General features: G+C 52.9%; 1 rRNA gene. It reads left to right on the top strand.

The annotated features are described in order from the left end of the window. Window positions 1-2,815 (top strand): 23S ribosomal RNA (locus tag N0M92_RS28795); the annotation flags it as partial.

Below are 2,815 nucleotides of genomic sequence, written 5' to 3'. Positions count from 1 at the left end.
CGATATGCTTCGGGGAGCTGTAAGTAAGCTTTGATCCGGAGATTTCCGAATGGGGAAACCCACTGTTCGTAATGGAACAGTATCTTTACCTGAATACATAGGGTACTGAAGGCAGACCCGGGGAACTGAAACATCTAAGTACCCGGAGGAAGAGAAAGCAAACGCGATTTCCTGAGTAGCGGCGAGCGAAACGGAATTAGCCCAAACCAAGAGGCTTGCCTCTTGGGGTTGTAGGACACTCAACATGGAGTTACAAAGGAACGGGGTAAATGAAGCGACCTGGAAAGGTCCGTCGAAGAAGGTAAAAACCCTGTAGTTGAAACTTCGTTCCCTCCTGAGTGGATCCTGAGTACGGCGGGACACGAGAAATCCCGTCGGAAGCAGGGAGGACCATCTCCCAAGGCTAAATACTCCCTAGTGACCGATAGTGAACCAGTACCGTGAGGGAAAGGTGAAAAGCACCCCGGAAGGGGAGTGAAATAGATCCTGAAACCGTGTGCCTACAAGTAGTCAAAGCCCGTTAATGGGTAATGGCGTGCCTTTTGTAGAATGAACCGGCGAGTTACGATTTCATGCGAGGTTAAGTTGATGAGACGGAGCCGCAGCGAAAGCGAGTCTGAATAGGGCGAATGAGTATGAGGTCGTAGACCCGAAACCAGGTGATCTACCCATGTCCAGGGTGAAGTTCAGGTAACACTGAATGGAGGCCCGAACCCACGCACGTTGAAAAGTGCGGGGATGAGGTGTGGGTAGCGGAGAAATTCCAATCGAACCTGGAGATAGCTGGTTCTCTCCGAAATAGCTTTAGGGCTAGCCTCAAGATGAGAGTATTGGAGGTAGAGCACTGATTGGACTAGGGGCCCCCAACGGGTTACCGAATTCAGTCAAACTCCGAATGCCAAATACTTATTCTTGGGAGTCAGACTGCGAGTGATAAGATCCGTAGTCGAAAGGGAAACAGCCCAGACCACCAGCTAAGGTCCCAAAGTATACGTTAAGTGGAAAAGGATGTGGAGTTGCTTAGACAACCAGGATGTTGGCTTAGAAGCAGCCACCATTTAAAGAGTGCGTAATAGCTCACTGGTCGAGTGACTCCGCGCCGAAAATGTACCGGGGCTAAACGTATCACCGAAGCTGTGGATTGACACCATTGGGTGTCAGTGGTAGGAGAGCGTTCTAAGGGCGTTGAAGTCAGACCGGAAGGACTGGTGGAGCGCTTAGAAGTGAGAATGCCGGTATGAGTAGCGAAAGAAGGGTGAGAATCCCTTCCACCGAATGCCTAAGGTTTCCTGAGGAAGGCTCGTCCGCTCAGGGTTAGTCGGGACCTAAGCCGAGGCCGAAAGGCGTAGGCGATGGACAACAGGTTGATATTCCTGTACCACCTATACATCGTTTGAACGATGGGGGGACGCAGAAGGATAGGGTAAGCGCGCTGTTGGATATGCGCGTCCAAGCAGTTAGGCCGGAAACGAGGCAAATCCCGTTTCCATTAAGGCGGAGCTGTGATGGCGAGGGAAATATAGTACCGAAGTTCCTGATTCCACGCTGCCAAGAAAAGCCTCTAGTGAGATGTAAGGTGCCCGTACCGCAAACCGACACAGGTAGGCGAGGAGAGAATCCTAAGGTGTGCGAGAGAACTCTCGTTAAGGAACTCGGCAAAATGACCCCGTAACTTCGGGAGAAGGGGTGCTTTTTAGGGTGAATAGCCCAGAAAAGCCGCAGTGAATAGGCCCAGGCGACTGTTTAGCAAAAACACAGGTCTCTGCGAAGCCGCAAGGCGAAGTATAGGGGCTGACACCTGCCCGGTGCTGGAAGGTTAAGGGGAGAGGTTAGCGCAAGCGAAGCTTTGAACCGAAGCCCCAGTAAACGGCGGCCGTAACTATAACGGTCCTAAGGTAGCGAAATTCCTTGTCGGGTAAGTTCCGACCCGCACGAAAGGTGTAACGATCTGGGCACTGTCTCAACGAGAGACTCGGTGAAATTATAGTACCTGTGAAGATGCAGGTTACCCGCGACAGGACGGAAAGACCCCGTGGAGCTTTACTGCAGCCTGATATTGAATTTTGGTACAGCTTGTACAGGATAGGTAGGAGCCTGAGAAGCCGGAGCGCTAGCTTCGGTGGAGGCGTTGGTGGGATACTACCCTGGCTGTATTGAAATTCTAACCCGCGCCCCTCATCGGGGTGGGAGACAGTGTCAGGTGGGCAGTTTGACTGGGGCGGTCGCCTCCTAAAGAGTAACGGAGGCGCCCAAAGGTTCCCTCAGAATGGTTGGAAATCATTCGTAGAGTGTAAAGGCACAAGGGAGCTTGACTGCGAGACCTACAAGTCGAGCAGGGACGAAAGTCGGGCTTAGTGATCCGGTGGTTCCGCATGGAAGGGCCATCGCTCAACGGATAAAAGCTACCCCGGGGATAACAGGCTTATCTCCCCCAAGAGTCCACATCGACGGGGAGGTTTGGCACCTCGATGTCGGCTCATCGCATCCTGGGGCTGTAGTCGGTCCCAAGGGTTGGGCTGTTCGCCCATTAAAGCGGTACGCGAGCTGGGTTCAGAACGTCGTGAGACAGTTCGGTCCCTATCCGTCGCGGGCGCAGGAAATTTGAGAGGAGCTGTCCTTAGTACGAGAGGACCGGGATGGACGCACCGCTGGTGTACCAGTTGTCTTGCCAAAGGCATAGCTGGGTAGCTACGTGCGGACGGGATAAGTGCTGAAAGCATCTAAGCATGAAGCCCCCCTCAAGATGAGATTTCCCATGGCGCAAGCTAGTAAGATCCCTGAAAGATGATCAGGTTGATAGGTCAGAGGTGGAAGC

The organism is Peribacillus aracenensis (assembly GCF_025175645.1).
Classification (GTDB): Bacteria; Bacillota; Bacilli; order Bacillales; family DSM-1321; genus Peribacillus; species Peribacillus aracenensis.
This window is presented reverse-complemented; position numbering and strand designations above follow the sequence as displayed.